This is a genomic window from Sphingobium sp. JAI105, assembly GCF_015752145.1.
Classification (GTDB): Bacteria; Pseudomonadota; Alphaproteobacteria; order Sphingomonadales; family Sphingomonadaceae; genus Sphingobium; species Sphingobium xenophagum.
In genome coordinates this window covers 966,873-991,890 of the sequence record NZ_JADOUC010000002.1, presented here as the reverse complement: position 1 = coordinate 991,890, position 25,018 = coordinate 966,873, and the positions used below count along the sequence as shown (strand labels likewise).

General features: G+C 60.7%; 19 protein-coding genes. 6 read left to right on the top strand and 13 right to left on the bottom strand.

Annotated features, from left to right (window positions below; all coding sequences use genetic code 11):
• Positions 1-29: 29 nt before the first annotated feature.
• The 9 genes from IWY39_RS21950 to IWY39_RS21910 are packed head-to-tail and all read right to left on the bottom strand — an operon-like array spanning position 30 to position 12,489.
• On the bottom strand, positions 30-1,265 hold the full coding sequence (locus IWY39_RS21950; protein ID WP_107124502.1) for a serine hydrolase domain-containing protein: 1,236 nt from the start codon (positions 1,263-1,265) through the stop codon (positions 30-32).
• Positions 1,266-1,302: 37 nt separating this feature from the next.
• The gene (locus tag IWY39_RS21945) at positions 1,303-2,697 is read right to left on the bottom strand and encodes an aminotransferase family protein (protein ID WP_107124501.1); all 1,395 of its coding nucleotides are present in this window, start codon (positions 2,695-2,697) and stop codon (positions 1,303-1,305) included.
• A 1-nt stretch (position 2,698) separates the two neighbouring features.
• Positions 2,699-3,877, bottom strand: coding sequence for a CaiB/BaiF CoA transferase family protein (locus IWY39_RS21940; RefSeq protein WP_107124500.1), 1,179 nt, complete (start codon positions 3,875-3,877; stop codon positions 2,699-2,701).
• A gap of 2 nt (positions 3,878-3,879) precedes the next feature.
• The gene (locus tag IWY39_RS21935; RefSeq protein WP_107124499.1) at positions 3,880-5,085 is read right to left on the bottom strand and encodes an acyl-CoA dehydrogenase; all 1,206 of its coding nucleotides are present in this window, start codon (positions 5,083-5,085) and stop codon (positions 3,880-3,882) included.
• The gene (locus IWY39_RS21930; RefSeq protein ID WP_196871712.1) at positions 5,082-6,506 is read right to left on the bottom strand and encodes an NAD-dependent succinate-semialdehyde dehydrogenase; all 1,425 of its coding nucleotides are present in this window, start codon (positions 6,504-6,506) and stop codon (positions 5,082-5,084) included. Before IWY39_RS21930 ends, IWY39_RS21935 begins: the two co-directional genes overlap by 4 nt.
• Before the next feature lie 4 nt (positions 6,507-6,510).
• Complete coding sequence (locus IWY39_RS21925; RefSeq protein WP_229380610.1) at positions 6,511-7,656, bottom strand: serine hydrolase domain-containing protein; 1,146 nt, start codon at positions 7,654-7,656, stop codon at positions 6,511-6,513.
• A gap of 14 nt (positions 7,657-7,670) precedes the next feature.
• A complete protein-coding gene (locus IWY39_RS21920) occupies positions 7,671-8,831 on the bottom strand; it encodes a hypothetical protein (RefSeq protein ID WP_107124681.1) in 1,161 nt (386 codons plus the stop codon).
• Positions 8,828-11,146, bottom strand: coding sequence for a TonB-dependent receptor (locus tag IWY39_RS21915; protein WP_107124496.1), 2,319 nt, complete (start codon positions 11,144-11,146; stop codon positions 8,828-8,830). Before IWY39_RS21915 ends, IWY39_RS21920 begins: the two co-directional genes overlap by 4 nt.
• Before the next feature lie 41 nt (positions 11,147-11,187).
• Positions 11,188-12,489 (bottom strand): NAD(P)/FAD-dependent oxidoreductase, encoded by a 1,302-nt coding sequence (locus tag IWY39_RS21910; RefSeq protein WP_107124495.1) that lies wholly within the window; start codon positions 12,487-12,489, stop codon positions 11,188-11,190.
• 252 nt (positions 12,490-12,741) lie between these two features.
• Here IWY39_RS21910 and IWY39_RS21905 point away from each other — a divergent pair, with 252 nt between their 5' ends.
• Positions 12,742-13,482, top strand: a complete 741-nt coding sequence (locus IWY39_RS21905; RefSeq protein ID WP_107124494.1) for a GntR family transcriptional regulator — start codon at positions 12,742-12,744, stop codon at positions 13,480-13,482.
• A 13-nt stretch (positions 13,483-13,495) separates the two neighbouring features.
• Here the strand turns inward: IWY39_RS21905 and IWY39_RS21900 are convergent, their stop codons facing one another.
• Complete coding sequence (locus IWY39_RS21900) at positions 13,496-14,050, bottom strand: DUF3237 family protein (RefSeq protein WP_107124493.1); 555 nt, start codon at positions 14,048-14,050, stop codon at positions 13,496-13,498.
• 116 nt (positions 14,051-14,166) lie between these two features.
• Here IWY39_RS21900 and IWY39_RS21895 point away from each other — a divergent pair, with 116 nt between their 5' ends.
• Both IWY39_RS21895 and IWY39_RS21890 read left to right on the top strand, forming a co-directional pair.
• On the top strand, positions 14,167-14,994 hold the full coding sequence (locus IWY39_RS21895; RefSeq protein WP_107124492.1) for a type 1 glutamine amidotransferase: 828 nt from the start codon (positions 14,167-14,169) through the stop codon (positions 14,992-14,994).
• Between the two features lie 19 nt (positions 14,995-15,013).
• A complete protein-coding gene (locus IWY39_RS21890) occupies positions 15,014-16,510 on the top strand; it encodes an aldehyde dehydrogenase (RefSeq protein ID WP_107124491.1) in 1,497 nt (498 codons plus the stop codon).
• A 42-nt stretch (positions 16,511-16,552) separates the two neighbouring features.
• On the opposite strand, the gene IWY39_RS21885 is transcribed toward IWY39_RS21890, so the two are convergent.
• The 3 genes from IWY39_RS21885 to IWY39_RS21875 are packed head-to-tail and all read right to left on the bottom strand — an operon-like array spanning position 16,553 to position 20,259.
• Positions 16,553-17,548, bottom strand: coding sequence for a phosphotransferase enzyme family protein (locus IWY39_RS21885; RefSeq protein WP_107124490.1), 996 nt, complete (start codon positions 17,546-17,548; stop codon positions 16,553-16,555).
• On the bottom strand, positions 17,541-18,836 hold the full coding sequence (locus IWY39_RS21880) for an aspartate aminotransferase family protein (RefSeq protein ID WP_107124489.1): 1,296 nt from the start codon (positions 18,834-18,836) through the stop codon (positions 17,541-17,543). Before IWY39_RS21880 ends, IWY39_RS21885 begins: the two co-directional genes overlap by 8 nt.
• Before the next feature lie 43 nt (positions 18,837-18,879).
• A complete protein-coding gene (locus IWY39_RS21875; protein WP_181316707.1) occupies positions 18,880-20,259 on the bottom strand; it encodes a glutamine synthetase family protein in 1,380 nt (459 codons plus the stop codon).
• A 448-nt stretch (positions 20,260-20,707) separates the two neighbouring features.
• Here IWY39_RS21875 and IWY39_RS21870 point away from each other — a divergent pair, with 448 nt between their 5' ends.
• Genes IWY39_RS21870 through IWY39_RS21860 form a run of 3 tightly spaced genes read left to right on the top strand, consistent with a single transcriptional unit; the run spans position 20,708 to position 24,899 of the window.
• Positions 20,708-22,390 carry an ABC transporter ATP-binding protein gene (locus IWY39_RS21870; protein ID WP_107124487.1) on the top strand — a complete coding sequence of 561 codons (1,683 nt, stop codon included), beginning with the start codon at positions 20,708-20,710 and terminating at the stop codon, positions 22,388-22,390.
• Complete coding sequence (locus IWY39_RS21865; protein ID WP_107124486.1) at positions 22,387-23,448, top strand: efflux RND transporter periplasmic adaptor subunit; 1,062 nt, start codon at positions 22,387-22,389, stop codon at positions 23,446-23,448. Before IWY39_RS21870 ends, IWY39_RS21865 begins: the two co-directional genes overlap by 4 nt.
• A 20-nt stretch (positions 23,449-23,468) precedes the next feature.
• Positions 23,469-24,899: a TolC family protein gene (locus IWY39_RS21860; protein WP_231377811.1), complete on the top strand. Its 1,431-nt coding sequence runs from the start codon at positions 23,469-23,471 to the stop codon at positions 24,897-24,899.
• Positions 24,900-25,018: the final 119 nt, after the last annotated feature.

The following is a 25,018-nucleotide window of genomic DNA, read 5'->3' as shown; positions in this document are numbered from 1 at the left end:
ATCAAACAGCGGCCGCTTTCAGCGCAGCGTCATTTTGCAGGCTGCCACGCGGACGCTGCGGCAAGGAAAGCCAGCGTTTCCTGCGTTGCTTGGCCACCGGTCGGTGGAAAATAGCTGAGCTTGACCACAACCGTGCGGCTGGCAGGATCAATATAGACATATTGGCCCTGCAAACCAATCGCCGAGTAAGCAGGCGAATTGGCCATGGTCCACCACTGATAGCCATAGCCGCCTTCAGGCCCTTCTCGCTCGCCAGCCGGCGTCTGCCCCGCTTTGACCCACTGCTCGCTGACGACGTGCTTGCCATTGGCCATGCCGCCATCGAGCATCATCTGCCCAAAACGCCCCCAATCGCGCAAGGTGGCGTTGAAGCCTGCACCACTGAACTCGCGGCCCGTGCCCGGCTGACCGTCCATGATATAGAAGCCGTCCGCCTCCGCCCCCAGCGGCTCCCATAGCTTTCGGGCTGTGTAGGCGGCCACCGACCCCCGGCTTACCCGTTCGATCAGCCAGCCCAGCACAGCGGTATCGATGGTTTTGTAGGCGAAGACTTCCCCCGGCTTCGATCTGCGCCTGATGGTGCGTGCAACATCGGCAAAGCGTACCACATTTTTCACCAGCGCGTTGATGTGGTTGCTCGCCGCGATACCTGGCTTGGCGAAGTCATAGCTCTCGTCATAATCCACCCCAGAGCGCATCTGGAGGATCTGGCGAATGGTCACGCCTTCATAACCGCCCCCCTTCAATTCAGGCAGGTATCGGGTGATGTCGTCATCAATCGACGAGATCAAACCGTCCTCCAGCGCCGCGCCGACCAGTATTGACGTGATCGACTTTGTCATCGACCAGCCCATGAAACGGGTGTGCTCGTTCGAACCGTTGCGATATATTTCCGTGACGATCCGTCCGTCCTTCAGGACCAGCAGTGCGTTGGTGGAGGTCCGCTCCAGCGCTTGCTCGGCCGAATATGTCGTACCGCCGAACGAATATGTGAAGTCCATTGGTCGCTCGACCTTCGGGAACATCCATGGCGCGCCCGAGTGGGCCACCGTCCGCGTGGCGAACAGCTGATCCATATTGCGAAACGCAAAACTGTTCACGTCGCCATCGTTCATGCGCCAACGCATGATCTGCGTCGCCACTGGCACATCCGATTTCGCGCCGGCCTGCAATGGAACAGGCAATTCCTGCTGCGCGTGGACCGTGGCAGGTGCGACCAGCAGGCCGAGCAGGACCGCCACATCCAAGCGAAATCCAAATGTCATTGCATGCTCTCCTTCAAACGATGCCGCACCCTTGCGGTCAGGCCGAAGCCATTGCTTCCAAGTCCGGAATGGCCCGCTCCGCCGCGGCAACATAGCGGTCCAATGCCTCGTCCAATTCGGCATCGCTGATGATCAGGGGCGGCGAGAATGCCGTCACCGGCATCCACGGCAATGCCCTGGTCAGGATACCCTCGGTCCGCGCATGACCCGCCACGATCTTGTGGCCAGCCATGCCCGCAAAGTCCCTTTTCGCAGCTGGATCGGCCATATATTCGACACCAGCCATCAGGCCTACACCGCGGATGTCGCCGACGAAAGGATGGTCGTTCAACCGGCTCCTCAGCCCCGCCAGCAGGCGTTCGCCCTTGGCGGCGACCGGCGCGACTATGTCCTCGCGCTCCATGATGTCGAGCACGGCCAACGCAGCGGCGCAGCAGACCGGATGGCCAGAGTAAGTGAAGCCGTGCATGAACGCACCAGCCGTAGCGGATGTGTGTTCCAGTACGTCCCAGATCCGGGTGCTGATGATCGTCGCGGACAGTGGCAGGTAGGCGCTGGTGATCCCCTTGGCGAGATTGACGATATCGGGCTTGAGGCCGTAGTGGCCAGTCCCGAACCAGCTGCCGGTCCGCCCAAAGCCAGTGATCACTTCGTCAGCCACGAACAGTATCTCATGCTCGGCCAGCAGCTTCTGAACACCCTCGAAATAGCCGGTCGGCGGAGGGATCACGCCGCCAGTGCCCATCACCGGCTCTGCCCAGAATGCCGCGATCGTGTCTGGCCCTTCGCGTTCGATCGTCGCGCGCAAGTCGGCGACCAGACGAGCGGAAAAATCCGCCTCGCTCTCGCCTGGGCGCGCGCCGCGATAATGATGCGGCGCCTCCACATGGAGCACGCCAGGCGCAGGCATGTCGAACGCCTTGTGGTATGCGTCGATGCCGGTCAGGCTGCCGGCGGCATAGGTCAGGCCATGATACGCGCCTTGACGTGAAATGACCTTCTTCTTCAGCGGCTTGCCGATAAGATTATGGTAATAGAGGACCAGCTTGTAAGCGGTGTCATTAGCGTCCGATCCCGACGAACCAAAAAACACGCGCGCCATTTCCGGCGCGTTGGCGCGAGTACGGAACAGGGTCAGCAACCTGTCGGCCAGTTCGATGGCTGGCACTGATGCCGCGCCACCGAACAGGTGCTGGAAGTTCAGGCTGCGGGTCGCTTCGGCAATCGCGTCGGCCACTTCGCTGCGGCCATAGCCAATGTTCACGCACCACAGGCCAGCGCCCATGTCTATATAGTCGCGGCCATGCTCGTCGGTGACGATGCTGCCCTTGCCCTTGGTGAGGACGAACGGGCCAGCGCTCGCATTGTCGGCGATCGAGGTGACCGCGTGAAACAGGCTGCGCTGGTCCTTCATGGCGAGAGAGGCGTTCATGCTATGCTCCATAGGGGGAAATAGGGCGGGTTTTGGTCTTGCATCGGGCCGTTTCGTCATGTTGTCCCAGCGCCGGCGCAGGGACATTCAATTGCAGCGCTGCGTCACTGAAGCGAATGGGCGTGCGGACGCCGCTCGTTCCGCCCGGAAGGTCGATCCGCAGGCCCCTGGCCAGCACCTGCGGATCATCGAAAACATCGTCGAGCGCATTGATCGGGCCAGCGGGAATGCCAGCTGCTTCACAAGCCGCGAGAATATCCTGCTTCGTCCAGCCCGAAAACGCTGTTTCCAGTTCAGCTATCAGCCTGTCGCGATTGGCGACACGCGCCGGGTTTGTGGCAAAATCAGGATCGGATGCCAGTTCGGCGCGGTCGACAATCTCGCACAGGCGGGCAAACTGGCCGTCATTGCCGACCGCCAGAATGAAGTGGCCGTCGGCAACAGGGAAAGGCTGGTAGGGTGCCAGATTGGGATGGGCATTGCCCATGCGTCGGGGCGCGACCCCACTGACGAAAAGGTTCTGCGCCTGGTTGGCCAGCACGCCCACCATCGAATCGAGCAGGGCGATATCGATATGCTGGCCCTTCCCGGTGCGCTCACGCAGCGACAGAGCGGACTGGATACCGATCACCGCGTAGAGCCCGGAGATTATGTCGGCCAGTGCGACGCCGATCTTCTGTGGCGGACCATCAGGATCGCCGGTCAGGTCCATCATGCCGCTCATGCCCTGCACGATGACGTCATATCCGGCGCGGGCGGCATAAGGGCCGGTCTGCCCGAACCCGGTGATGGAGCAATAGACCAGAGCGGAATGGTCCTTTGCCAGCGTCGGGTAATCAAGACCGAAGCGGACCAGCCCGCCTACCTTGAAATTCTCGATCACGATGTCGGCATCGGCGATCAGGCGCTTTACGAAGGCGAGGTCATCCGGCTTGTTGAAATCGGCCAGAACGCTTTGTTTACCCCGGTTGCAGGCGTGGAAGTAGGCTGCGTCGACCCGCCCCTCCTCATTCTCGACAAAAGGCGGTCCCCACTTACGCGTATCGTCCCCTTGCGGGCTTTCTACCTTGATCACTTCTGCACCCAGATCCGCTAGCGTCTGGCCAGCCCACGGCCCCGCCAGGATGCGGGCAAGTTCAACGACTTTGACGCCAGCAAGGGGCAAGGGACCGCCCGACATGCCTAGAATGCCGCCAGCCCGGTGATCGCTCGACCAAGGATCAGCGCATGAATGTCGTGCGTGCCTTCGTAAGTATTCACGGTTTCCAGATTCTGCGCGTGGCGCATCACCTGATACGCTTCGCTGATGCCATTGCCGCCGTGCATGTCGCGGGCCAGCCGGGCAATGTCCAAAGCCTTGCCGCAATTGTTGCGCTTGATTAGCGAGATGAGATCAGCACCGGCGGTGTTGTCATCCAGCATGCGGCCGGCACGCAGCGCTGCCTGAAGCCCAAGGCCGATTTCGGTCAGCATGTCGGCCAGCTTCTTCTGGAAAAGCTGGGTCTGCGCCAAAGGTCGCCCGAACTGGCGACGGTCGAGACCGTAACGCCGCGCCTGATGCAGGCAGAATTCGGCAGCCCCCATTGCCCCCCATGCGATCCCGTAGCGGGCGCGATTGAGGCAGCCGAACGGGCCCTTCAGTCCTTCGATGTCAGGAAGCAGCGCATCCTCATCCACTTCCACATCGTCGAGCACAATCTCGCCGGTGATCGAGGCCCGTAGCGAGAGCTTGCCTTCGATTTTCGGCGCGGAAAGGCCTTTGGCGTCCTTTTCAAGAATGAAGCCGCGGATCTTGCCATCGTGGGCATCGGACTTGGCCCAGATGACGAAAACGTCTGCGATCGGCGCGTTGGAAATCCACATCTTCGACCCCGACAGGCGATAGCCCGACGGCGTCCTGACTGCGCGGGTCTTCATGCCCGACGGGTCGGAACCGGCGTCAGCTTCGGTCAGGCCAAAGCAGCCGATCAGTTCGCCGCGGGCAAGCCCTGGAAGATAGCGCTGGCGCTGCGCCTCGCTGCCATAGGCGTAGATCGGATACATCACGAGCGAGGACTGCACGCTCATCATCGAACGGTAGCCCGAATCCACGCGCTCGACTTCGCGCGCGACCAGGCCATAGGCGACATAAGATCCGCCCAGGCCACCATAAGCTTCCGGAATGGTGACGCCAAGCAAGCCCTGCTCGCCCATTTCGCGGAAAATGGCGGGATCGGTGGTTTCTTCACGATAGGATGCAATGATGCGCGATTGCAGCCGGTCCTGCGCATAGGCGCGGGCCGCATCGCGGATCATCCGCTCATCCTCTCGCAACTGGTCTTCCAGCAAGAAGGGATCTTCCCATGAGAATGGGGCAAGTTGTCCGTTGTGGTTATGAGCGCCGGTCACGCGGCAATGCCTCCCAACAAAACATATTTGAGTTCGAGATAATCGGTGATGCCGTGGCGCGAACCTTCGCGACCAAGGCCGGATTCCTTCATACCGCCAAAGGGCGCCACTTCGGTCGAGATGACCCCTTCATTGACCCCGATAATGCCATATTCGAGCTGCTCCATGACCCGCCAGATGCGGGCCATGCCGCTGGCGTAGATATAGGCGGCAAGGCCGTATGGCGTGTCGTTGGCGATCGCTACTGCCTCAGCTTCCGTGGCGAAACGGATGACCGACGCGACAGGGCCGAAAATCTCCGACCGGGCTATGTCCATGTCCGGCGTCACGCCGGTCAGGATCGTGGGTGCGACGAAATTCTCGCCCGCGGGATGGCTGACGCCACCCGTGGCAAGGCTGGCACCTTCGGCGACAGCACGATCGATTAGCGACCGCACCTTGGCCACCGCGCGACCGTCGATCAGTGGGCCGATCTGCGTTTCAGGATCGGCGCCATCGCCCAGCCGAAGGGCTGCGACCCGCCGCACGAACCGGGCAAGGAAAGCATCATAGATCCCATCCTGCACCAGAATGCGATTGGCGCAGACGCACGTTTGCCCGGCATTGCGGAACTTCGCGACCATGATGCCGTCGATCGCCTTGTCGAGGTCGGCATCGTCGAACACGATGAACGGCGCGTTGCCGCCCAGTTCCATGCTGGTGCGCTTGACCGTGCCCGCACATTGTTCAAGCAGTCGCTTGCCGACGGCGGTCGATCCGGTGAAGCTGAGTTTGCGGATCACCGGATGAGAGCATAGCAGCTTGCCAACACCTACCGGATCATTCGTCGGAACTACACGGAACAGGTTTTCGGGAAGCCCGGCTTGAAGCGCGAGATACTCCAGCGCCAGTGCACAGAGCGGCGTGGCTTCAGCCGGCTTGAGGATCATCGGACAGCCTGCGGCAAGCGCGGGGCCGACCTTGCGGGTGATCATCGCAATTGGGAAGTTCCACGGCGTGATTGCGGCCGTGGTGCCGATACCTTGCGTCAGGGTCAGGACGCGCTTGTCGGGAGCGAAAGTCGGCGTGATCTCGCCATAGATCCGCTTGCCTTCCTCGGCATACCATTCGATGAAACCCGCTGCATAGACCACTTCCCCCGCGCTTTCCGCCAGTGGTTTGCCGCATTCAGCGGTGCAGATCGCGGCGAGCGCCTCCTTGTGCGCGAGCATGAGATCAAACCAGCGGCGCAGGATGACCGCGCGGTTCTTTGCGGTCCGGGCGGCCCATGCGCGGCCCGCCATGTCGACTAAAGGCACCAGAGCCTCGACCTCCGCCGCAGACCATGAGCGCACGGTCGCGATAACCGCGCCGCTGGCCGGATTGCTGACGGCAAGACCATGCGCGGCAACGCCATGTGCGAAAAGTTCAGCGTGGATCACGTCTTCAGCCCTTGGCCGCTACGTCTGCGATGGCGTGGCAGGCGGCAAAATGCAGTTGATCGACCCGGTTCTCGTCCTCATGGTCCTGCCCGAACGCGGCGTAGGCGGTGGTCTTGGCGATCACCACATCCTTTGCAGGGTCCACCCAGATCATCTGGTGATACACGCCAAGAGCGCTGTAGGCGCCGCTATTGTCGGGTATCCACCACTGATAGCCATAGCCCCAGGGGTAGGTTGATGTCGCCCGCTCGCCGGGCTTGAGGTGGTCCTTGGTCGCTGTCGAACAGGCTTCGATCCAGCCAGCGGGCAGAAGCTGCTCACCCTTTGGAGAAAGGCCGCCGCGAAGCATGAACTGCCCAAGCTTGGCCATGTCGCGCAGCGTGACCTGAAGGCCCATGCCAGCGGCTTCCACGCCCTTGCCATCGATCAGGAAGAACGCATCATCCTCCATGCCGAGCTTGTCCCAGACCTGATGCTGGAGATAGTCGGTCAGGGACTGGCCGACCGCGCGGCTTACCACCATGCCCAGAACATGCGTATCGCACGTATTGTAGCGGTTGAACGTCCCCGGTGCATGTTCACGCGGCAGCGAGGCGCAGACCGCGTCGAACGATGCCGGTTCAAGATAGGCGGCGGCAAAGCGCGCGATGTCGGAATGGGGATCGCCATAATCCTCGTTCCAACGCACGCCGGAGGACATCTGGAGAATATCCTCTATCCGCACCCCTTCATAGCCCGAACCCTTCAGTTCAGGGGCATATTTGTCGGCATGATCGTCTAGGCTGGCAATATATCCATCGCGCAGCGCACAGGCCACCAGCGTGGAAACGAAGCTCTTGGTGCAGCTGAAGATCGCGACCTGGGAGTCGGCACGGTTGCCTTCCCAATAATTCTCATAGACCTTCTCGCCCTTGTGCAGCACCAGCAGGCCGGTGGTCGTCACATCGTCCAGGAAGGTTGCAAGGTCGTGGGCTTGGCCGATGGCTTGAAAGGTTTTCGGCAGCAAAAGACCCTGCTTTGCGGGCGGAAATGGCCGCGCGTGATCTGCGCGGTTTATGCGGCGGCAAGGCGTAACACTCGCCATGCGGCGGAAATGATCCGTTTGAGGCGTGCCCCGGAACAGGCCGGTGTCGCGGGTAGTCCAAACCATGCTACTGGCCCTTGTTAGTGAGTGCGTCTGATGCGGTCAGGTGAGTTGGCGGCCAGCCCAAGGGCAATTACCGCCAAGACAGCCATGCCAAAGCCGACCAGATAGGCAGGTTCGACAGACTGTTCGGACACGAATAACGAAGAAACAAGCGGGCCAATACTCAGGCCCACCATCTGTGCAGCCGCCGTGAGGTAGAGCGCGTGATGTTTGCGCTCGATCTCGCAGATCAGCTTGATCGACAATGGCAGCAACGCAAGCCAGCAGGCGCCCATCAGGACATTGGCCAGAACGAATGACACAGCGCCCGTGGGATGCCCCAGCCAGTATATTGCCCCCGCAAGCATGCTGCTGCCGATCATGAGGCTTTTGCCTGACGGCAGCCGATAGCCGACAAGCGCGATCGCGGTAGCACCGGCGACCTGCGCAAGAATGCCAAGCGATGCCGAAAGCGCCAATGGTTGCGCGCCGAGATTGGCGGCACGAGCGGTGGATTCAAGAAACACCCATGCGGAAAGCACACCGGCATTCTGCAATATGATACCCAGGAGCACGAGCCAGGTCGCGAAGGGCCATGAGCGCCAGCTGCTGACCGGCGCGGCCATGACTTCAGGCTTGTGCCCTACTGCAAAGATCATCACCAGGCCGAAGAGGCCAAGACCCGCCATCAGCATGAATGGCCCCGGCGTGCCATAGACAGGCAAAATCACCGTTGGAATGATGTAGGACACGATGGCGATGACGGTATTGGATACGGCCAGAAACAAGGCGTTCATGCGATCGGGATTGCCGGTGTGGAACAGGACCACGAACGCTCCGGCGAGCACGCCGCCCTCTGCAAGACCGCACAGCAGGCGCACAAGCAGCAGCCCTGTCGAATAGCCTGCATAGGGCGTCGCCATGTTGCAGGCGACAATCAGCGCCGCCAGAACGGCAAGCTTGAGCCGGAAGAAATTTCCCGTCAGCCATCCTGGCAGTATCGCCGATGTCAATGCCAATCCGGCTGTTTCCAGCCCGGCAATCTCGCCAAGCCTGCTCTCGCTCAGCCACCCGGCTTCGACCAACGGGCCGAACGCGAGTGGCTGGAGCGAGAGGATGGCGACGGCGCAAATGCCATATCCAATGGCCGCAGCGACATCTATGCGCCGTTTGGCAGGGTCGGGCGATTGCCCGCTCACCACCTGTAGCCCAGCGCGACGCCAACCGAGCGCGGCTCACCATAGGTACGGTAGAAGCTTCCTACGCCATCGTTGCCAGCGTCCGTAATATAGGCCTTTTCGAACAGGTTCTTGCCCCACACGGCGAGCGACCAGCCGGATTCATCGGCCAGCGTGATGCGCCCATTGGCAACGCCATAACCCGGAACGCCGCGCAGCGCTTGATCCACCGCCGTCTGCCCAAAGCGCAGGCGCGACCGGAAGTTATAGTCGCCCGCAACGGTCAGGCTACGTCCAGCGCCCAACTCTGCGCGGTAGCTGGCCGAAAGGATGCCGCTCCAGGTCGGTGCATAGTCGAGCCGCTGACCTTCCCAAGGAATGACCTGATTATCCAGCGAGAAGAATACCTTGTCGCTGTCGGTAATCTTGGCCTTCAGATAGCCGACCGACGCCGCCAGCCGCAGGCCGCGCGCCGGCCGCGCCACAACTTCGAGTTCGGCGCCAAAATTATAGCCGTTGCCGATGTTGGTCAGGCGAAACGCGAACTGACCCGGTGTCAGCGTGCTGGGAAGCGTGGTGAAGGCCTGGATATCGTCATGGTCGTAATAGAAAACCGACCCGTTCACTTGTAGCGTACGATCAAGCCATTCGGTCTTGAAACCGCCCTCGAAGTTGAGGACGAACTCCTCGCCATAAGGCAGCGTATCTTCGGGTGTCTGCGGGAAACCGCCCGGTACGCCGCCCGACTTGTAGCCGCGCGAGATGGTGGTGTAGAGCGTGGCGGTATCCGTTGGGCGGTACGATAGCGTTGCCGAACCCGTCCAATGATCGCCAAGTTTATAATCACGGTCGATGTCGCCAACCGGGATAAGGTCGATGCCACCTGGCGCGGGGAAGCTGGTGATCTTGCGGAAGCCGGTACGACCGTTGCGGTACGTGGTCTTTTCATCGGAATAGCGAACCGAGCCGCTGAAAGTCAGTTCCGGCGTGATGTCATAGTCGAACTGACCGTAAATGCCCCAATAGCGGGTCTTCTGGTTATAGGTCACATCAAGGAACAGGTCCTGATAGTCGACCCCGAAGATCGGATTGAAAGTGTCGAACAGGAGTGGATTGTCGGTCCAGTTAAACTCCTTGAACTCGTTGAACCGGTAGTTGGTATAAACCACGCCACCCTGCCAGCGGAAGGCGCCGCTGGACGAGGATGCGATGCGCAGTTCCTGGTTGAAGTTGCGCAGTCCGGCCTGTTCGGTCCAACCCCCAAGGTTGAGCTGGCTTGCGTCATAATCGAAAGCAAAACCGAAATCGAAGCGCGTCAGTCCGGTGATCGACGTAATGGTGACACCGCCAAGATCAGCCGAGAGGTTGAGCGTGGCCGAAAGTTCTTCATTGTTGAGGCGGTTCTCTCCCTGGGAAAGGACGCGCTTGCCGTCTTTGCTTTGCGCTCCCGCGCCAGCCAGCGACGGGTCGATGCTCTGGGCAAGCGTGAGGCAATTTGCCTGATCGAGCCGCCCAGCGAGCAAGGCATCGCAAAAGTCCGGACCGGTCGGTGAATAGGCTCCGGACGCCGTTGCCAGCACCGTGTCACTCTTGTCGCGCGCGTAAAAGACCTTCAACTTTGCAGTAAGCGGGCCGATCTCGGAACGGAGCAGTCCGCGCACCGCCAGACGATCAGGCTCGCCCCATTTTCGCCCACCCGCCAGGCTCTTCTGCCATCCGCCGCCGAAGCTGCCATCGTTAAGTACGGAAAGCCGGAAAGCCGTATTCTCCCCCAGCGAAAGCGATTGCGCCGCTTCGATACGGTAGCGGTTCCACGAACCATAATCGACATTCACATAGCCGTCCGTGTCACCGGGCTTTGGCTCGTGCGAAATGATCTGTACGGCACCGCCCACAGAATTGCGGCCATAAAGGCCGGCCTGCGGGCCTTTGAGCACTTCGACCCGCTGAAGGTCAAAGATACCGCCCGCTCCAAGCACTGTCGAAGGCTGATAGACGTCATCGATAAAGATCGAGGTGGACGGGCTGTTGTTGACGTTGAAATCGAACAGCGAAACGCCGCGGATCGTCCAGTTGGGCTGGCTGCCCCCCTTGTCCTGATAGATCTGCGTGTTGCTGACCTGGGTTCCGATTTCGTCGATGGTACGGATACGCTGATCGCGCAGGGCCTGCCCGGATACGGCCGTGATCGCGATCGGCACATCCTGCAGATTCTGCTCCCGCTTCTGTGCCGTTACCACGATCGCATCGCCATCGGTCGGCGGACTAGTTTGCGCAAAGGCCGGGGTGGCAAGCAACGCGATCAGCGAGGCTGAGGTGGTAAGACGAAGTCGCATGTCATTTCTCCCCGATTAGTTTTTTGGATTTTTGTTGGTTGCTAAATGCCTAATTTGTCCCGCAACCCATAATACCAGGACCCGATGACGCAGTATGGCACGCGCAATAGCTTGCCCCCTACGAACGGAATGTAGGGAAGCCGCGCGAACACATCGAACTTGGTGAGTTGACCGTCGATCGCTTCGGCCAGCCGGCGGCCGAGCATCTGCGTGGTGGTCACGCCGTGGCCGCTGTCGCCTTGCGAATAATATACGCTGTCGGACACGCGCCCCACTTGCGGATAGCGGGTCATCGTCAGGGCGAAATTGCCCGCCCACACAAAGTCGATCTTCACGTTCCGCAATTGCGGGAATGTCTGCAGCAACTGCGGCATGATCTTGGCCGTGATATTGGCCGGATCGATGCCGCCATAGACCGATCCACCGCCATAGATGATCCGGTGATCGGCGGTCCTGCGATAATAGTCGGGAATGTAGCGTGTATCCTCGACCGCCGCATTGGCCGGGAAAAGTTCGTCCAGCAATTCCTTGCCCAGGACTTCCGTGCCGATGATCTGGCTGGATACCGGCAGGATGCGGCCAGAAAGGTCCGGCGCGGCGTCGCCAAGATAGGCGTTGCCGCACACCAGCACCTTATTGGCTACGATATGCCCCTGCGCGGTATGGACAACGGGCCGAGCCAAACGGTCGACCTTGGTCACGCGCGACTGTTCAAAGATGCGCCCGCCCAGTGCCTCAAATGCTGCCGCTTCGCCTAGCACATAGTTCAGCGAGTGCATGTGGCCGCCGCGCGGATCGTAATAGCCACCGACATAGCGATCGGAGTTGACGACCTTGCGGATTGCATCGCCTTCCAGCAATTCGACGTCGGTATAGCCGTGGCGGTGCCATTCTTCCACGCGACCGCGCAGGAAGCGCATGTGTGCATCGTGCATGCCGACAATGCTGTTTCCGTCGCGCAGGTCACATTCGATGCCATATTTTGCAACACGTTCGCGAATGATGTCCGATCCTTCGCGCGCAATTTCGCCAAACTGGCGCTCCGCCTCCGCGCCATAATGCTTGCGCACTTCGGAAAGCTGGCGGCTGTAACCGTTGACGAGTTGGCCGCCATTGCGACCCGAAGCCCCCCAGCCCACCCGTTCGCCTTCAACCACGATGACGCTATATCCGCGTTCGGCAAGTTCAAGCGCCGCCGACATGCCGGTGAAGCCCGCACCTACGATCGCCACGTCGCACCTTTCCTCGCCGCGCAGCTGCGGGCGTTCGGTCACGCGATTGGCGGTTGCGGCATAATATGAGGGCAGGCCGGCATAAGGCTTGCGGATCGGCGCATGTTCCATCGATCAGACCGTTTCTGGTTAGCTTTTAGAACCGCACGACAACCGTGCGGCTGGGAATAAGTTTGGCGGCAGAACGATCCGGACCCACGACTGCGCGTGGCACTCAATGGACTTCGTCACAGTAGATCATGGACCGTTGCATACTGCTATAATGTGATCACATATTAAGACATCCTTTGGTTGTCAACACCCATAGCGATGCGATAGAGGCGGGATGTTGGCATCACATTTTCCCGTGGCCGTCTGTTTGAGGTGAAAAAATTGTCTAGGATCGCCGAGATTGAGCCGGTGGACCAGGATGCGGCGGTCGACGTCGTGACTGTGCAGCAACGGGTTTACAGCGAGTTGCGGACCGACATCCTGCTCGGCCGGATCGCGCCCGGTGAACCGCTAACGATTCGCGGCCTGGCCGAACGACTCGGCGTAAGCGCAATGCCCATCCGCGAAGCGTTGCGGCGTCTTGCCGCGGAACGCGCCGTCGAACTGCTTGGCAACCGGCGCATTCGCATTCCGGTCATGTCGCCCGAGCGATTCGATGACCTGCTGGCGGCGCGCATAGCGCTGGAAACAGAGGCTGCGTCGCGGGCGCTGGGCTATGTGGACGATGCCCTGATCGCAAAACTCGTCGAGTATAACGATGAAGTCGATGAGGGAGTCAGGATCAGGGACTATGATCGGTGGCTGGCTGGCAACTTTGCTTTTCACCGCACGCTATATTCGGCACAGCCCGATTCGGTGTTCGTACCGTTGATAGAATCACTCTGGCTGCAGATCGGGCCGTTCCTGCGCCAGGCATTGGTATATATCGGGCCTGAATTCACGGTAGATCGCCATGCCGAGGCGCTGGATGCCGTGCGCGCCCGCAACCGGATGGCCCTTCGCATTGCTATAGAGGCCGATCTTCGCGACGGCATCACTCACATCGGCAATGAACTGATGCGCTTCAATGCCGCAGCAGCAGCGAAGGATAGCAAGTCGCGAAAGCGCGGCTGACGCCCCGCACTGATCAAGGGTTGAGCAATCGGAATATCGACAGCTGTACTGCCGGCTTCTCGGCAGTACCGCCCTGCCCCACGGTTCCGGTGAAAATATAGCGATTGAGCCATTCATAGCGACCGTCTGGAGCCTCCAACTGCGGAGTCGTCACCGCATAAGTTGCAGGCCAATCCCCGCTGGCGCTGTACCAAAGACCCTGATTTAACACATGAATCTGGACGCCGTCCGCAGTTTCCATGAAATAGTCAGCGGATAGCTCCCAATAGGCGTCCCGACGCAGGAGCTGCCAGTCGAAGCCGCCCGGCAAAATGCGACCGCTCATCTCCGGGCCGGAGAATGTGCCGCCGATGATCGGCACGCGAAAACGATCGCCCCGTATCGTCTTGCCCATCGGAATGTCCTTCTCAAGCTCCACCGTGGCGTCGTAGATCCACTCCGGGCGCGGCGCAGGTCGCGCTTTGCCGTGCGCCATGCCGGCCGAGGCGGCAGTGGCCGCGCCCGACGCACCGGCACTGGCACTGGCAGCGAGCAACGATACGCCGCCTGCACCTGCCGCCGCCATCATCCTTCGCCTCGTCAATTGGGCCATAACATCCTCCTTGTGATCACTAACACGACAGTTGCGGTTGCAAACAGGTTCGAGCTGAGGCAGGATAATGTGATCACACCTTGAGGTCTATAATGAAAAATATCCTTCTGATGGAAGGCAGCAGCCAGCCCGCACGGGAACGCGCCGCGCATCTTGGGCAGGAGACGACGGCTGAAGTCTATGTCCGGGCTTTGCTCGCCGAGGACGCGAGCTTGCAGATCGATGTCCTTTACGGCGCCGATGAAGGCGCGCAGCCGCCTCGCTCGCATGAAAATTATGCGGGTTTCGTCATCTCCGGCTCCGCTCTGCACGCTTACGACAATGAGCCTGACGTCACGCGCCAGATCGACTGGGTGCGGCGCGTGGCGGACGCAGGCCTGCCGATCCTTGGCAGTTGCTGGGGGTTGCAAATTTGCGCGGTCGCGGGGGGTGGCGCGGTCGAACGCAACGACGCCCATGCAGAGATGGGCTTTGCACGAAAGATCGTCCCAACCACCGATGGGCTAGGCCATCCTCTCCTTGCCGACCGCGCCAGCGCGTTCGATGCGCCATGCATTCACTACGACCATGTCTCACGCCTTCCTGAAGGCAGTGTCTTGTTGGCCAGCAACAGCCGCTGCCCGGTTCAGGCCGCCGTCATTCCTCTTGGCAGGAGCATCGCCTGGGGCGTGCAATATCATCCTGAATTCGATCTCCCGCATCTTGCCGAAATATATGAAGGCTATGGCGACGACATGGTGGGCGGGCAATTCTTCGATACCCGCAATATGCTCGACAGCCACATCGCAGACCTGAGGATCGCTGCGGAGGCTGCGGTCGACGCACCCGTGGCCTGGCGGCTCGGGATCGACACCGACATTCTCGATGGCAGCATCCGCCGCACTGAACTGCGCAACTGGCTGCGCCATATCGGCGAATAACAGCAAAGGGTCGCATGCCATGATTACTCCAGATGACGCCTTGGCGCATGTATCGCGGCTCGTGCGTAGCCTGCCTCCGCAGCCGTTCGTCGACGGCGCTTTCCGCGCAACGGCGCATGGCGAAACGCTGGACAATGTCAGCCCGCGCGATGGCACCAAGATAAACCGGATTGCGCGGTGTACCACAGCAGACGTCGATCTTGCCGTGGCAAACGCGAAAGCGACTTTCGATGCGGGAGAGTGGCGCCACATGGCTCCGCGCGATCGCAAGCGCCTCCTGCTTCACTTTGCCGACCTGATCGAGGCGCAGGCGGAGGATTTCGCGCTGCTGGAATGTATCGATACCGGCAAGCCGATCAGCGCCACGCGCAGCTTCGACATTCCACAGGCGATCAACACGCTGCGCTACTATGCCGAGGCGATCGACAAGGTCTATGGTGAGGTTGGCCCGTCACCTGCCTCTCGCCTGTCTTATGCCGTGCATGAGCCTCTTGGCGTGATCGGCGTGATCGTACCGTGGAATTTCCCGCTTCATCTGGCGATGTGGAAGATCGCGCCCGCACTGGCGACAGGCAACACCCTTGTGGTGAAGCCGTCCGAACTCACATCTCTGACTGCGCTCAAGCTCGCCCGGACCGCGATTGAGGCGGGCCTTCCCGCAGGCGTACTCAACGTCGTGACGGGCCTTGGGCACGAGGCAGGCGATGCTCTGGCACGGCATATGGACGTGCAACTGATTGCCTTTACCGGTTCCGAACGAACGGGCCGACAATTGCTGCGTGCGGCTGCCGATAGCAACCTGAAGCGGGTCAGCCTCGAACTGGGCGGCAAGTCGCCGCACATCGTCTTTGCCGACTGGCAGGATCTGGATATGGTGGCCACGCAGGCCGCCTGGGGCATTTTCTATAATCAGGGACAGGTGTGCACGGCAGGCTCACGCCTGCTGGTGGAACGTGCGGTGATGGAAACGGTGCTCGATCGCGTGACCGCCGTTGCCAGCAACATCATTCCCGCCGATCCGCTGGACGAGGCAACGAACCTTGGAGCGCTGTCGAGCAAGGGTCATCTCGAAGCGGTCTTGGCACAGGTCGACCGTGCGCGGGCGGACGGGCTGAGGATCCTACGTGGGGGGCAGGCCGCACGCACAGATACAGGCGGCTACTATATGCTGCCCACAATCATTGCCGATGTGCCGCCCGACCACCCACTGGCGCAGGAGGAGATTTTCGGTCCACTGTTGTGCGTCACCGCATTCGACACTGACGATGAAGCGTTGAGGATTGCCAACGGCACGCGCTACGGCCTTGCGGCAGGGCTCTGGACGGCCAGCATGAACCGGGCGCACCGCTTTGCCGATGCGCTGGTAGCGGGCATGGTATGGATCAACGGTTGGGACAGCTGCGACATCACCATGCCTTTTGGTGGCTTCCGCCAGTCCGGTTTTGGCCGCGACCGCAGCATCCATGCGCTCGAAAAATATTGCGACGTGAAGGTCATAAGCCACACGTTCGGCTAAGTCAGAAGCGACGCGCCGGCCCCGCGTCGGCGCATCCTAGCGTCAGGAAGCGAGCGCCTTTTGAATGTCCTGCGCGAGCTTTGGCATCCAAAGCTCTTTGCGCAGGTTTGCGGCTATATCGGGCCGCATTTCGCGCCAACTCACCAGTTGTAACGACCGCAGGAGCAGGAACAGATCAAGCTGTTGCAGAATGTCAGCCTGCAACGCATGCTGCATTTCGTAGCCTGCAAGAAAATGGTCGCGGATCGATGCAAAGTCAGCATGCCCCCAACTGCTGTGCAACGCTACGCACATATCGAATGCCAGCCACCCATAGCAGCAATCATCAAAGTCGATCAGACCAAGACGGTCTCCACTGATCAACACATTGTCGAGATGACTGTCGGCATGAATCAGGCCGAACAACGCGCCGTTGGCCTGGAGATCATATAGTCTAGCGGTCGCCCATTCCCGCGCGCTCAACAGCAAGCGCTTTTCCTGATCGTCGAGCAACGCGCTGTCCCAGAAGCGACCCCAGAAAGGCGTTTCGCCCACCAGGCCATCGATATCGAGCCGATGACGAACGAACCCTGAAGGGATCATCCAATTCCGGGTATGGGTGTGCAATTCGCCAAGCAAAGCGCCCAGCCTGTGGAACCACGGCCAGGTTTCAGGCCCACGGTCCGATCCGATCCTGCTTTCCAGCGTTTGCCCTTCGTGCCAGATCGTCACCCCGGCATGGCGAAACCCACCGGGATCGGGCGTCGCAATGGGCACATACCAGTCGCCATTTGCAGCCCGCCTTCCAGTCGGTACGACCATCCCCTTGTCGGCCAGGGCCGTTGTCCAGTCACGCTCGGAAACCAGCGTGTCCAGCGCGTGATAGCCCGGACGGTGCAACCGCAAGGCATAGAGCTGACCTGTCTGCGCCTCACGCAGCCGAAACACGACATTTTCGGTCATCGAGATCGGACGCAGTTCCGCAGCCTGAAGGCCAAAGGCATCAGCCGCCGCCTGCGCCGCGTCAGCATAGTGCTTGATCGTCAGCTTTTCAGGCATGGATGGATTTCAGTACGACGTCGAATGCATCGAGAAACGCGGCGGCGTCGGCTGCCTGCAATGGCAGCGGCGGGCGGATCTTGACCATGTTGTTGAACGCCCCGTCGATAGAAGTGAGAAAACCATGATCGCGCAGGCGGCACACCACGTCGAAAGCCAAAGGCTTGTCTGGCGCGCCCCCGCCATCGACGAACTCGATCCCGATGAACAAGCCGACACCGCGCACATCCCCTATGCTGTCCCAGCGCCCCATGCGCTCCATCAACCCGGCCTTCAGCGCCGCTCCAACGGTGCGGGCATTGTCGATCATCCCCTCGGACTCGAGCGTGTCGATCACTGCAAGCCCGACTTCGCCCTGCAACGGACTTGCCGCAAATGTGTTGAAGTAGCGGGTTTCTGCGCGGAAATCTTCGACCAGATCCCGACGCGCGGTGGTGGCCGCCAGTGGCAGGCCCGCCCCCATGGGCTTGCCGGTAACGACGATGTCCGGGATCAGCCCGACCGCGTCATAGCCCCACCATTGTCCGGTGCGCCCGTACCCCGCCTGAACCTCATCCGCGATGATGAGGCCACCGGCGGATTTCACCTCGTGCATGGCCTTTGCCATGAAGCCCTCCGGAATGTCCGGAAGTCCCTCGTTAGCGAGGATCGGGCACAGGATCATGGCAGCGATCCCTGCACCTTCGGCCTGTAGTTCATCAATCGCCGCGCGGAGCCGGGCGATATAGGCATCGGCCAGCGCTGCCCCCGATAAACCATGTTCGATCGGACGAAAGGTTTCGGGAAAGGGTATCGACCGCAGGCCGGCATGGCGCCTGTCGTCCACGCTCAGATTGGTGAGCGCGCCGACAAGCGCGTTATTGCCATGATAAGTATGGTTCGTGCAGATGATCCCGCGCGCGCCAGTAGCAATTTGCGCCATGCGTAGCGCTACTTCGACAGCCTCGGTGCCGCTGCAACTGAACACGGCGCTTTCGGTGATCCGTTGCAAGGCGGTAAGCCGCTCTGCAAGAGCTATGGCGCTTTCGTGCAGATAGCGACTATGCGTGTTGAGCGTGCCCTGCTGACGCGCCATAGCCTCTACAATGCGCGGGTGGGCGTGACCGACGCAGGGTACATTATTGTACATATCGACATAACGGCGACCGGCCGTATCGAACAGATACGCGCCTTCACCCCGCGTCAAGTGCAGTGGCTTTTCATAGAATAGTTTTGCTCCACGGCCAAAGGCTGCATCGCGGCGCTTGATCAGGTCGGCGCTGGCCTGATCATTCATAGGCTCGTTCACGGCGTTGTTCCCTGTCCGGTGGGCTGGCACCAAAGCGGGCGGATCAGACGGTCTTGAGATACCAGTCGTAATCCAGCGAAACGACTTCGCTGAAGAAGCGATCCTGCTCGACGCGCTTTACGGCGCAGTACATGTCCACGAACCGCGATCCGAGATAATCCCGCAGGATGTCGGATTTGTCGAGCGCGTCGATCGCTGCGTACCAGTTGCCCGGTACCTGGTGGGGCGAGCTTGCAGCCGCCTTATAGCCATCACCTTCGACCGGCGGGCCGGGATCGACCTTGTTGATGATGCCATGGTGGACACCTGCCAGCATCGCCGCCAGCGCCAGATAGGGATTGGCATCTGCGCCTGCGAAACGATGTTCGACATGGCGCGACTTGGGCGGCCCGGCTGGCACGCGCAACGAAACCGAGCGATTGTTCACGCCCCAGATCGGCGCCGTGGGCGCATAGGAATTGACCCGGTAACGCCGGTAGGAATTGGCGTTGGGCGCGAAAATGCCGAAGGCTTCGGCCTGCGTTTCACGCAAGCCGCCGATGGCATGACGCATCACGAGCGTGCCTTGTGGATTTTCGCTGGCAAAAATATTCTCGCCTGCATCATCGTTGATGCTGAAGTGCAGGTGCATACTGCTGCCTGCCGAATGGGTGAACGGCTTGGCCATGAACGTGGCTTCCATGCCCATCGTCGCCGCCAGGCCGCGCGCCAGACGCTTGTACATCAGCGCCTCGTCCGCTGCGCGCAGGGCATCGGGGCCATGATGCAGCGTCAGTTCCACCTGGCCCGCAGCATATTCCGAAATCACCGCTTCAAGCGGGATGCCCTGTATGTCAGCCAGACGCCACAGTTCCTTGAAAAAAGGGGCATAGTCCTGAATGTCACGCAGGCTGAACACATCGATAAGGTCGGGCGGGTTCGCCTTGCCCGGCGGTGGTGCCAGGCGCAGCTCGCCACGCGGTCCGCGCACCGGATCGACCAGATAATATTCGATCTCGCACGCAACCACCGGCGTCAGGTTGATCTCGGCAAAGCGATCAAGCACCCGCTGAAGCACATGGCGCGGATCAAGATCGTTGGGTGTATCGTCGAGATTGTACATAGATGTGATCACTTGTGCCACACCTTCGCCCAGCCAAGGCGCCTTGACCAGCGTCCCTGGAACCGGACGCAGCAAGAAATCGGGATCGCCATTGCCCCAGACCAGCCCGGTCTCCTCGCAATCCTGTCCGGTGACATCAACCACAAGCATGGAGCCCGGCAGCAGCCGCCCATTTTCGTATATGTTGAGCAGTTCCGAGCGTCGCACACGCTTGCCTCGCGGCACCCCTGCCATCGAGGTAAAAATGACCTCGATGAATTCAATCTCCGGATTCGCCTCTAGAAATTCCAAGGCATCGGCTGGTTGAGGAATGTTCTGCATGGCTTCCAAACTTGACTGACGCGGTTTTATACAGTTGCACGTCAATATAGTGATCACATTATCGACGTGTCAAGGCTATTGTCGGCACTGTGGCGGGCGGTGACAACCAAATGAATGACGCGTCGGCGTTTTGCTGAGCCAGAGGGCGTTATCGAAAATGTACGAGCTTTAGCTGCTGCCGGTGCAGTTCGGTTGTGCGTTCTGGCTGATTCGGATTATAGGATGACCAGAGCACGCCAACTGATCATAAATTCGCTGCGACTGCCCACCGAGTATATCCACAATGCGAGGTCGAGAGATTATGGACCGGCTCGACACCCGAAAGGCGCTCGTTCGCATTTCAGGACCAGCTCTTCCATGTAAGTAAATGTTGCACAGCAGCATTGCCATCTTGTCGGCGGCCAGCGACCTTTTTACATGCGCCACACACATAAGATGAGGACGGAAATTGGCTGGCGAGCAGTTCGGTCTGCGGCATGCTGCCGCGTGGCTTGGTGAGATAGTCGGACCCGACAAGGGCTATGTGAATGTTGGCGTCGTCTACACGCTGGCCATTACATTGCTGTCACTGGCGACACCGATTTCGGTCCAGCTACTCATCAATTCGGTGGCGCGCACGGCCCTGGTCGCGCCGCTATGGATATTGTCGGGCGTCCTGCTGGTCCTGCTGCTCCTTGTCGCTTGCCTAAGCGCCCTGCGCCTCTACCTGCTAACGATGTTCGAGCGTCGGATTTTCGCACGGGTGGTTGCCGAAGTCACGGTTCGGGCTGTTCATGCGCAGAACCCGTTTTTCCTGGATGAGAGCCGGGGAAGCCTGTTCAACCGCTATTTCGACATGATCGTCGTTCAGAAAGCGGTGCCCAGCCTGGTCATCGGTGCCTTCACGATCATCCTTCAGGGCGCGGTCGGCCTGGTCGTGACGAGTTTCTACCACCCCTTTTTCCTGGCGTTCAACATAGTGCTGATCGTCACCTGCATCGCGATCTGGATGGTATGGCGTCACGGCGCGATCACAGGCGCTATCGGCGTGTCACATGCCAAGCATGAGGCCGCCCAATGGCTGGAGAGCGTCGGCGCATCGAACGGCTTTTATAAATCGGCACGGCATTTGACCTTTGCGATGGACCAGTCGGAAGCCGTGACGGCCAATTATATCCGCGCCCACCGTCGCTACTTCCGCTATAGCTTCGCGCAGGCTCTCGCCTATTTCCTGGTCTATGCCTTCGCTGCGGCCGCGCTGCTCGCGCTGGGCGGCAACCTCATCCTGGCAGGCGAACTGTCGATCGGGCAGCTCGTCGCCGCCGAACTCATATTGTCGGGGGTGTTCTACGGGATTGCGCAACTCGGCTGGTATCTCGACACCTTCTACGATCTGGTGGCCAGTTCGGAGGAACTGTCGCAGATTTTCGCCATTCCACAGGAGGCGTTGGACTTGAACGGTCAGGCGCCGCCTGACGGTTCGGTCCGCTTTCGCAATGTGGAACTGGCCGGCTCACGCTTCAATTTTTCGATCGAAAGCGGCGAGCAGACCGTGATGCTGGCAGAGCCCGGCGTTGAGAGGCAGATCGCGTTGCTGCTCAAGCGTCACGTCAATCCTGACACCGGCCTGCTGACGATCGGTGGCAGCGACCTTGGCAGTTTTGACATGTATCTGCTGCGGTCCGCCGTGGTGGTGCTGAACCGGCCCAGCATCGTCGATGTGACCATCCGCGAATATCTGAACATGGCGGCCGGGGGCGATGCCGACAGCGCCGTCATCATCAAGGTGCTCGACATTGTCGGCCTCACGACGCGCATTTCGAGCCTGCCCAAAGGCCTGGACACGCAACTGGCAAGTTCCGGATCGCCGCTCTCTATCTTGGAGGTGATGCAGCTGAAGGCCGCCACCGCGCTGATCAGCCGACCCAAAGTATTGCTGCTGTCACAGTTGTACGACATGATGCCCGACGGCCCCCTTCAGGCGACGTTGCGGATGTTGCGCGAACAGGGCACGACGGTACTCTTGTTTACCGGAAGGCCCGAAGCCGTGCATCTCGACAGCTGCTATTGGCTGGGCGCGACGACGCAACATCGCTTTACCGACACGGCCGCCCTGTCACGGTTCCTGGTTGAGAAGGAGGCACAAGCGTGACGATCAGCGCGAGCCACCTGACGCATTTCCGTTCCCTTGCCAGCCTCAACCCGCCACGCCTCGTCATCGTCGTGGCCTGGCTGATATTCGTTGGCCTGTGCCTTGCCATCGCGATCCTCTTCGTTCCCTGGCGGCAGACTGCGCAGGGCGGCGGACAGGTCATTTCGCTCGACCCGGACGACCGGCCGCAACAAGTGTCGTCGCTGGTGGAAGGCCGGGTGGACCGCTTCTTCGTTCAGGACGGGCAACTGGTCAAGGCGGGCGATCCGATCGTCAAGGTCGTTGATCTCGACCCCAACTTTCTGGAGCGACTGGCAGCGGAAAAAGCCGAAGTGCAGGCGCAGATTGCAGCGGTCGAACAGGCCCGCGCGGTCGCCTCGATCGACGTTGGGCGCACCGGCCAGCTGTTTTCCGAAGGGTTGGCCGCGCGACGCGACTATGAACAGACGCAGATCAAGGTTGCGGACGCCAACGCCAAGCTCGCTGAAGCGCGGGCGAAGCTCAAGCAGATTGAAGTCCGGCAAATGCGGCAATCGGCGCAGATCGTCACCGCGCCGCGGGGCGGACGCATACAAAATCTGAACGCGCAAGCCGGCGGCGCTCTGATTTCTGCGGGGACGGTGCTGGCAACCATTGCGCCAGAACAGATTGAGCGGGCCGTCGAACTGTTCGTTGACGGACGCGACATCCCCCTCGTCGACAGAGGGCGCCCCGTGCGACTTGAATTCGAAGGCTTCCCCGCGTTCCAGTTCAGCGGATGGCCCGCCTTCGCGGTCGGCATCTACGATGGTCAGGTCCGCTCTGTGGACCCGACTCCGCGCACCGATGGCCTGTACCGAGTGCTGGTCGAACCGCGGCCCGGAAAGCCGGCCTGGCCCGAGCGCCGTTTCGTCCGCCAGGGTGGCAAGGTGCTCGGCTGGATACAGGGTGACAATGTAACGGTCGGCTACGAACTATGGCGCCAGCTCAACGATTTCCCCTTGAACTTCGGGCAGGATCAGGTCGCGCAGAAGGCGCAGGAAACATCTGGCAAAAGCTCGATCGAAAAGAAGAAGTGACAATGCGGATCGTGATCGGCATGGCAGCATTGCTTAGCGCTGCCGTACCTGCGACTGTGCATGGCCAGGAGAGTTCGCCGCAGTCGTCGGTGAACGAAGCGGCCCGGCCGCTAACGCTGCAAGAGGTATTGCGGTCGTCAGCCCGTTCCGCGCCAGAAATCATCGCGGCACTGGCACGCAACCGTCAGGCCGAGGCGCGCGCGCTGACCGCCCAGGGCGCGTTCGACACTGTCTTTGCGGTCGAGGCGCGCAGCCGGACGCTGGGCTATTATGACGGCACGGAAATTGCCGGCAAGACTGAACAGCCGCTCAGCAACAATGGCGGCTATGTCTATGGGCAATACCGCGCGTCGCGCGGCGACTTTCCCATCTATGAAGACAAATCCTACACCAACCGGCTAGGCGAACTGAAAGTCGGCGGGCTCTATTCGCTGCTGCGCGATCGGCTGATCGACGCGCGGCGTTCCGAGTTCAGGCTGGCCGCCAATGATATCGACATCGCCCGGTTTGAAACCAGAGCGACGAGCATCGGCGTCCAGGCCCGCGCGGTTGAAGCCTATCAGAAATGGGTCGCTGCTGGATTGAAGCTCAAGGCTTACGAAGCGCTGCTGGCACTGGCGGGGGGACGTACCGACGGAATCGAGCGGCAAGTGCAGCTTGGCGCCAAACCCGACATCCTGCTGACGGAGAATGAGGCGAACCTGGTCAGGCGGCAGGCTTTCGTGGACGAAGCCCGGCAGGATTTCCGGGCCGCTGCGGTAAAGCTGTCGCTCTATTATCGCAGCGCCGATGGCACGCCGGTTGTTGTCGACGAAGCGCGGCTGCCAGCCGATGCTAACGCGCTCGATGGCATCAGGTCAGATCCCGCCTTCAATCTGGAGGGCCGTCCCGACTTTGCAATCATGCTTGAGGAGATTGACAAGGCGACCGTCAAGCTCGCGCTCGCCCGCAACGACCTGATGCCCCGGCTTGACCTTGGCGGCGAGGTCGCCAAGGACGTTGGACCGGCGGGCCTTGGCGGCACGAACCGGACGCCGCTTGAAATGATCGTCGGCATCACGTTCAAGATTCCGCTCCAGAACCGCAAGGCCAAGGGCAAATTGGCCGAAACACGGGCAAAGATCGATGAACTGTCGGTCAAGCAACAGTTTCTGGCCGAGAAAATCCGCGCCGAAGTCACCGCAATCGGGATAGAAGTGGACACGGCAAACCAGTTGGTCGCGACGACCGAGAAAGAGCTCGTGCTGGCGCAGCGGTTGGCAAGCGCGGAACGCCGCCGCTTCGCGCTTGGATCAAGCGACTTTTTCCTGGTCAATCAGCGCGAGGAAAGCGCGACGAACGCCGAGGTGAAGCTGATCGAAGCCCAAGCCCGCACCGCCGCAGCGCGCGCTGAACTCGCCGCGGCGACTGCCGATGAAGACGCGCTCGGCCTGGCCGCCATTTCAGAGTGATGAGGCAATGTTAGCAATCGACCAATCGCTGCTTTGATGTCCTCCAGCAGGTCGGGCAGCCCTCCGCGACCTTCTGGTTCCTTGCTTCAATATCTTTCATGCGATACGCACTCGAACCT

Bases quoted from the DNA above. Each gene is read 5' to 3' on its own strand.
- IWY39_RS21950 (WP_107124502.1), bottom strand. From the start codon at position 1,265: ATGACATTTGGATTTCGCTTGGATGTGGCGGTCCTGCTCGGCCTGCTG.
- IWY39_RS21945 (WP_107124501.1), bottom strand. From the start codon at position 2,697: ATGAACGCCTCTCTCGCCATGAAGGACCAGCGCAGCCTGTTTCACGCG.
- IWY39_RS21940 (WP_107124500.1), bottom strand. From the start codon at position 3,877: ATGTCGGGCGGTCCCTTGCCCCTTGCTGGCGTCAAAGTCGTTGAACTT.
- IWY39_RS21925 (WP_229380610.1), bottom strand. From the start codon at position 7,656: ATGGTTTGGACTACCCGCGACACCGGCCTGTTCCGGGGCACGCCTCAA.
- IWY39_RS21915 (WP_107124496.1), bottom strand. From the start codon at position 11,146: ATGCGACTTCGTCTTACCACCTCAGCCTCGCTGATCGCGTTGCTTGCC.
- IWY39_RS21910 (WP_107124495.1), bottom strand. From the start codon at position 12,489: ATGGAACATGCGCCGATCCGCAAGCCTTATGCCGGCCTGCCCTCATAT.
- IWY39_RS21900 (WP_107124493.1), bottom strand. From the start codon at position 14,050: ATGATGGCGGCGGCAGGTGCAGGCGGCGTATCGTTGCTCGCTGCCAGT.
- IWY39_RS21895 (WP_107124492.1), top strand. From the start codon at position 14,167: ATGAAAAATATCCTTCTGATGGAAGGCAGCAGCCAGCCCGCACGGGAA.
- IWY39_RS21890 (WP_107124491.1), top strand. From the start codon at position 15,014: ATGATTACTCCAGATGACGCCTTGGCGCATGTATCGCGGCTCGTGCGT.
- IWY39_RS21885 (WP_107124490.1), bottom strand. From the start codon at position 17,548: ATGCCTGAAAAGCTGACGATCAAGCACTATGCTGACGCGGCGCAGGCG.
- IWY39_RS21875 (WP_181316707.1), bottom strand. From the start codon at position 20,259: ATGCAGAACATTCCTCAACCAGCCGATGCCTTGGAATTTCTAGAGGCG.
- IWY39_RS21860 (WP_231377811.1), top strand. From the start codon at position 23,469: ATGGCAGCATTGCTTAGCGCTGCCGTACCTGCGACTGTGCATGGCCAG.